Source organism: Prevotella sp. C0209C1 (assembly GCF_056583855.1).
Genome location: NZ_JBWPJP010000031.1, coordinates 20,167 through 27,870, shown reverse-complemented (window position 1 = coordinate 27,870; position 7,704 = coordinate 20,167). Strand labels below are relative to the sequence as shown.

The following is a 7,704-nucleotide window of genomic DNA, read 5'->3' as shown; positions in this document are numbered from 1 at the left end:
TGGTGTGAGAGGTCGGTGAACACGAAAGTAGGAAATAAACACCTATGATTAGGGTTTACCTCCTACTCGATTTCAAATAATATGTTTTAGCTTACCAAAGCTTCAAACGCTCATTTTCAGGAAGATACATCTTATCGGTAGACTTTACATTAAAAGCTTTATACCATTCATCTATGTGTGGAAGAGCACCATTTACACGCCACTTACCCAATGAGTGAGGATCGCTCTTTACACGATTGCGTATCTCTGCTTCTGTGATATTATTAGCCCATACTCCTGCGTATGCTAAAAAGAAACGCTGCTCAGGAGTGAAGCCAAGAAGATTTTTTAATCTCTTTGTTTTGCTTACCTTTTGAAGTCCTGCATAAGCTACCTGCAAGCCTCCATGGTCGGCAAGATTTTCTCCAAGTGTAAACTTACCATTTGCATTAAGGTCTGGAAGTACCTTTATAGCACTAAAGAAATCAGCATACTTACCTGTACGCTCATCAAACTTCTTGCTATCAGCATCTGTCCACCAATCGCTCATATTACCATTCTTATCGTACTTACGCCCCTGGTCATCAAATCCGTGTGTCATCTCATGACCTATTACTACGCCAATAGCACCATAATTGAAAGCATCATCAGCCTTAGCATCAAAGAAAGGATATTGCAAAATACCTGCAGGGAAACATATCTCATTAGTAGTTGGATTATAATAAGCATTAACTGTCTGTGGCGTCATGCCCCATTCATCTCTATCTACTGGCTTTCCTGCCTTTTCCTTTATCTCTTGCTTAGCCCAGAAAGCACGTGCAGCAAGCACATTGTCATAATAAGACTTTGTAGGGTCTATAACTAATGCAGAGATGTCCTTCCATTTATCAGGGTAGCCCACTTTAACGTAAAAAGTTGCAAGTTTTTCTTGTGCTGCTTTCTTTGTCTGTTCCGACATCCAATCTTGTGCGTTAATACGATCAGAAAGTGCAGACTTTAGGTTGTTAATAAGGTTTATCATACGCTGCTTGCTCGAAGCTGTAAAATAACGCTTACAATATATGCGACCAAGCGCCTCGCCCATCAGGTTTTCTATCTGTAAGGTTGCACGCTTCCAACGCGGAAAGTCCTCCTTAGCCCCACGCATTGTCTTACTAAAGAAATTAAAATATTCTGCACGAATATCATCACTCAAATAGTTAGCCGAAGACATTATAACGTCCCATTCCATTCGAGTACGCAGCTCTTCTACCTCTTGTGTAGCTATTATCTTATCCAAGCCTTCTAAAAACTTTGGCTGACCTACCACCATTGTTTGTATATATTCGCTCTTTATACCGCTGGCATTTGCCATAGCCTCTATATCGAGGTTAGGATATTTTTGCTCAAACTCCTTTAAAGTCATCTTATTGTAATTAGCCTCTGGGTCACGAAGTTCTGTTCGATTCTTAGAAACTAAAGCTAACATAGTCTCAAAACGAATAATAGCATCACGTTTCTGCTCTGCTTGCTGTGTGGTAAAGCCAAAAAGCTTAAACATATTTACAATATGCCTCTTGTATGCATTACGAATGTCAGTTGTAGCTTTATCATTATCGAGGTAATATTCCTTCTGTCCCAGTGTTAACCCACCTTGATAAACATTAAAGATATTCTGTGTAGCATTCTTTTCATCTGCTCCAAAAAATGTACCTGCCACTTCGCCATAACCAAAAATAGCATATTTCTTGCGAAGAGCATTAAGGTCGGCTATACTCTTAGCTTGCTCCATCTCATCTAACAAAGGCTTTACAGGAGCTATCCCTTCTTTGTTGCGACGAACAGAGTCAGTTGCAAGCCTATAGAAGTCGCCTAATTTCTGCTCTACACTACCTTTCTTGTTCTTAGATTTAAGCAGACTTGTAAGAATACTGTTTATACGCTTATTATTGTTTTCTTGAAGTAAATCAAAAGAACCATAACGTGAATAGGCTGCAGGAAGCGGATGTAGCTTTTGCCAACCACCTGTAGCAAACTGATAAAAGTCGGTAGCTGGATTAACCGACCTATCTAAATTCTCTGCCTTGATACCTGCTGCTCCTTGAGCAAAAGATACCACAGGAGCTGATAATAACATCATCGTAGGTAAAATTTGTTTAATTTGCATGTTTTCTTTTCGTTTTTAATATTTAATATTGTAATATATATTTTTTTTATAACAGCTTAAGCCCCTCCTTTTTAAGCTCTTCCAATATTTCGCTGTTCTTAAGCCAATTATCGTTCTCCGCATCTATATTTTGCTGTAAAATAGTATATTCGTTTACAAGATCCATATTAGACGCATTTTCTTCCTGCATAAGCATAGCATCAAGCTCCTTCTTACGAGCCTCTAAACTATCTATCTTCTTTTCCAAAAGTTCTACTACTCGCTCTGCTTTCTTTATCCTTTTCTGCAACTCTTTACGCTTAGCATATAATGCCTTGCTGTCTTCCAGAGTGTCTTTAGATAAGCTATCATCTGGCTTAACGAGCTTTTCCTTAACAGAAACATCAGGCTTCTTTTCATCTTTCACTATCTTACCATTACTCACAGCCTGCTCTATGCTCACAGCATTATGATGGCGAAGATAGTCGTAAATACCACCAATATGTTCACGTACCTTACCTGCTCCAAACTCATAGACCTTGCTCACTAAGCCATCTAAAAACTCACGGTCGTGAGATACTATAATAGCTGTACCGTCAAAAGCCTTAATTGCTTCTTTTAATACCTCTTTAGATGCTATATCAAGATGATTAGTAGGCTCGTCTAATATAAGCAAGTTTACAGGCTCTAATAAAAGCTTTATCATTGCTAAACGTGAACGCTCGCCGCCAGAGAGCACTTTTACATATTTATCAGATGTCTCACCACCAAACATAAAAGCACCTAAAAGATCGTTTACCCGTAAACGCATCTCACCTTTGGCAACACTATCTATTGTGTCAAAGATAGTAATATTCTCATCTAATAGCTGCGCCTGATTCTGTGCAAAATAACCTATATGAACGTTATGCCCCACTTTTAGATTACCCTCAAAAGGTATCTCGCCCATGATACACTTAACCAACGTAGACTTTCCCTCACCATTTTTACCCACAAAAGCCACTTTCTCACCGCGCTTTACTGTAAGATCAACACCACGAAGCACTACCTTTTCACCATAGCTCTTAGATAGCTCTGAAGCTATTACAGGATAATCGCCCGAGCGAAGACAAGGAGGAAACTTTAAATGCATGGCAGAATTGTCTACCTCGTCTATCTCTATTGGAACTATCTTTTCTAACTGTCGCAAACGCTGCTGCACCTGCACTGCTTTAGTAGCTTGATAACGGAAGCGATCTACAAAAGCCTTTATATCGGCTATCTCCTTTTGCTGGTTTTCATAAGCTCTCATTTGCTGCTCACGACGCTCTTTACGAAGTACTAAATACTCATCGTATTTTACCTTATAGTCCTCCACATGACCACAGGTTATCTCTATCGTCCGATTGGTTACATTATTAATAAAGGCTCTGTCATGAGATACTAACACAACAGCCTTACCACTCTGCACTAAAAACTCTTCTAACCAACCTATAGACTCTATATCTAAATGGTTAGTAGGCTCATCGAGCAATAACACATCAGGGGCACTTAACAATATCTTTGCTAACTCTATACGCATACGCCAACCACCAGAAAACTCTTTTGTAGGACGGTCGAAATCGCTACGCACAAAGCCTAAACCAATAAGTGTACGCTCCATCTCTGCTTCATAACTTTCGCCCCCCATCATGTTATAACGCTCATGCTCTAAGGTAAACCTATTTAGCAAGTCGGTATAACTATCGCTCTGATAATCGGTACGTGTCTCAAGCTCATTTTGTAACTTCTCTATCTTATGAGCTAACCTCGTATTGTCAGCAAAAGCCTTACGAGTCTCCTCACGCAATGTAGTATCGTCAGACAAGTTCATTACCTGAGGTAAATATCCCACCTTTATATCATTAGGAATAGATACCTTCCCCGAAGTGGGCACTTGCAGCCCACTTAATATCTTAAGCATAGTAGATTTGCCTGCACCGTTTTTACCTACCAACGCTATACGATCATTAGCATTGATAACAAACGATACATCTTCAAACAATGGCTTAACGCCAAACTCTACCTTCAACTTCTCTATAGATATCATATATCTTCCCGCTTCTTATAAATAATATAAGTTACAAAGATAAAAAAATATTTCTTTATACATACAAAATATTTTCTAAAACTCGTACTAATGTAAAATATTTTCTTTTGATTTTGATATTTAAAACTAATATAAAAAAAGCTTTAAATAAAAATGTCTTTCTTTTTAGATTAGCTAAACTTTAATACTATATAATTTCCTCTATCACACAAATATACATAAGAAGAATTATAACTTATATAAAAAGAAAAAACGGCTGAGCAACTGCCCCACCGTTATCTCCGATAAACTACCGTCTCACGACGCTAATTCTCTACAATCTTTACCTAAAATATAACTAAAAACCTAAATCTATTACTAACCTAAACAATTTTCTATAATCCTGAGCAATCTTGATTACCTAGAATAAATATCTATTTGAATATTATCTATAACTAGCAAGCTAGTGTGTATCTCTTAATTGCAATGCAAAGGTACGACCTTCAACAATACCTAACAAATATTTCTATAATATTTTACATCGAAGCCGCTATTTATTGATATAAATCAACCTATCTTGCAAATAATAAAACATTTAGCTTCTTATCTTAGCATTTTTACTTCTTGTCCCACTAAAAATAGCATTTTATAAGATACTAAAATGTATGAAAAATATTATTTTTCCATATTAAGGAAACAACTATTGTATAAATATATCATTTCATATATATATCCAAGACTTTATACCTCAAACTTCCATACTCTTCCACTATTACCCTCTATCTGCATTCTTACTTCTCCATTAGGCGATATAATAGCATCAAGCTGTTCACCTGTTAAAAGATCTGTCAAAAGATAATAATCTCGTTTTATCTTTAAAAATTTCATAGCATGCTCAGGAATTGTTACAAATATAGTAGATGCTTTATCATCAAAATTAGCAACTATCAATAAACGTTCTTTATCTTGTCCACGCATAAATGCAAATTGCTTGCTGGTATCAAATGTAGATTTATTAAAATTAGCATACATCAAATCGTAAGTTAGCCCCCTTGATATAGATGCCTCTTCTCTCAAACAAAGTATTTTATAATATATATCTCGAAGATATCTTTGTTTTGTAGATAATTTACCTACATTATAAAAGGCTTTACGTATAGTAGACGTACTCCAATAATCAAATATAGTAGATCTTCCATCAACTCCTGAAAATCCTTCTTTTTCCATTCCTTTTTCACCAAATTCTTGTCCGGAATATATCATAATAGGATTCGACTGAAAAAGGGCAAAAACTATCAATGCAGGAATACCTTTACGTCCTTCTCCTGCAAAAAAATCAGAAGCAATACGCTGCTCATCATGATTTTCTAAAAAATACAACATATTAGAACGGATATCATCTACAGCCTGCCATGCCTTAGTAATATCTGAAGCTGGCTTATATCCACATATTACCCCACGAAGAGTATCATACATTCCAACCTTATCATATAAATAATTAAAACCTGCCTTAATATACTCTCTGTATAACCCAGGGTTATAGACTTCACCTATAAATTTGATATGTGGGAAATATTTTTTTACATTCAATATTGCATATTTCCAAAAAGCTGTAGGTACCATCTCTGCCATATCACAGCGAAAACAATCTATTCCTTTTGCAGCCCAAAACAAAAGAATTTTAGTCATTTTCTTCCATGTAGATGGTATAGGATTAAAATGTTCGCTACGACCTCCTAAGTCACAATAATCAACACCATAATTTAATTTTACCGTTTCATACCAATCATTCTGTCCCGGATTAGGCTTAAAGCAGTCATTTCCAGTACACTTTGCTGGATATTCATAATAAGTTTCTCCAGTATCTAAAACATTAATAGCAGATAAATCTAAAGCAACCTCTGGACAATAATAAAAATTATTTTGGGCATCAAAATGCTTACAAATGTTATCATCAGCCCCCAAATCGCACACATTTTTAGGCTTAGCAATACTTTTATATTCACGTGCTACATGATTAGGTACAAAATCTATGATTACCTTTAGACCTTGATCGTGAGTTCGCTTAATTAAAGACTCAAACTCCTCCATTCTATGTGGTACATCTGTAGCTATATCTGGATCAATATCATAATAATCGGTTATAGCATAAGGTGAACCTGCCTTTCCCTTTACTACTTGTGCATGCTGTTTAGGAATACCGTACATCGAATAATCTGTTGTTGTTGCATGACGAATAATACCAGTAAACCATACATGTGTAAAACCACTTTGCTGTATCTTATGAAGTATTCTTGTGGAAAGATCTTTCATCTTTCCTACACCATTTTCTTGTATAGAACCATTCTCTCTGCAAGCTATATGCTTATTACCAAAGGTACGAGTAAAGATTTGATATATTACCATTATTTAAAAACTTAAAATGCCTTAATGACATTATAAAACAACAAGGAGTTATCGTAAGTATTTAGGATTAAAACCATTAGCATAAACAATAAATAATATGGTTTTAATACTAAAAAAGATAACCCCTCTAACAAAAATCTTTTTAAAAAACTTACAAACTACGTGCTGTTACACTTTTATTAATACGACCTATCATGCCTTGCAAAGCTGTTCCTGGACCACACTCTATAAACTCCGTTGCACCTGCGTCTATCATATTCTGTACACTTTCTGTCCAACGGACACTTGATGTGAGCTGTGCTATCAAATTAAGTTTTATATCTGCAGCATCTGTATGTGCACAAGCATCTACATTCTGATAAACAGGACATTTAGGCGCATTAAAATTAGTTGCTTCTATAGCTACTTGAAGCTCATGCTTAGCAATATCCATTAATGGAGAATGGAAAGCCCCCCCAACCTTTAAAGGTAATGCACGCTTAGCACCAGCAGACTTTAATAATTCACAAGCTTCTTTAATACCATCGGTACTACCTGAGATAACCAACTGACCAGGACAATTAAAGTTAGCCGCTACTACCACCTTACCTTCACTACTTACCTTCTTGCATATCTCTACCACCTTATCATCAGCTAAACCTATGATTGCTGCCATAGTACCTGGATTTTGCTCACAAGCCTTCTGCATCGCATTTGCACGAGCAGCTACAAGCTTTAAACCATCTTCAAAACTTAAAGCACCTGAAAACACAAGGGCTGAAAATTCACCTAAAGAATGACCTGCCACCATATCTGGCTTAAGCTCTTTGCCCTGACATAATGCAGAAATAACACTATGTAAAAACACAGCTGGCTGCGTAACCTTTGTTTCCTTTAACTGTTCATCAGTACCTGTGAACATTACATCTGTTATTTTAAAGCCTAAAATACTATCAGCTTTATCAAATAGCTCTTTTGCTAACTCATTACTATCATAAAGATTTTTACCCATACCCACAAATTGTGAGCCTTGACCAGGAAATACAAATGCTTTCATTTCTACTTATCTATTATTTATATTTATTTATAATTAAACACTATTAATGTGTACAAAGTTAGAAAAATAAAATGGTAAAATATCCATCTTATATAAAATAACTTATATATT

General features: G+C 36.0%; 4 protein-coding genes. All 4 read right to left on the bottom strand.

The window, feature by feature from the left end:
* Nucleotides 1-91: 91 nt before the first annotated feature.
* Nucleotides 92-2,125, bottom strand: a complete 2,034-nt coding sequence (locus tag AC1DCD_RS08545; protein ID WP_464641108.1) for a M13 family metallopeptidase — start codon at nt 2,123-2,125, stop codon at nt 92-94.
* A 46-nt stretch (nt 2,126-2,171) separates the two neighbouring features.
* Entirely contained in the window at nt 2,172-4,172 is a 2,001-nt protein-coding gene (locus AC1DCD_RS08540; protein ID WP_464641110.1) for an ABC-F family ATP-binding cassette domain-containing protein, read from the bottom strand.
* Nucleotides 4,173-4,892: 720 nt separating this feature from the next.
* Nucleotides 4,893-6,557 (bottom strand): alpha-amylase family protein, encoded by a 1,665-nt coding sequence (locus tag AC1DCD_RS08535; protein WP_019036140.1) that lies wholly within the window; start codon nt 6,555-6,557, stop codon nt 4,893-4,895.
* 151 nt (nt 6,558-6,708) lie between these two features.
* Nucleotides 6,709-7,593 (bottom strand): ACP S-malonyltransferase, encoded by an 885-nt coding sequence (gene fabD / locus AC1DCD_RS08530; RefSeq protein WP_060932381.1) that lies wholly within the window; start codon nt 7,591-7,593, stop codon nt 6,709-6,711.
* Nucleotides 7,594-7,704 lie beyond the last annotated feature (111 nt).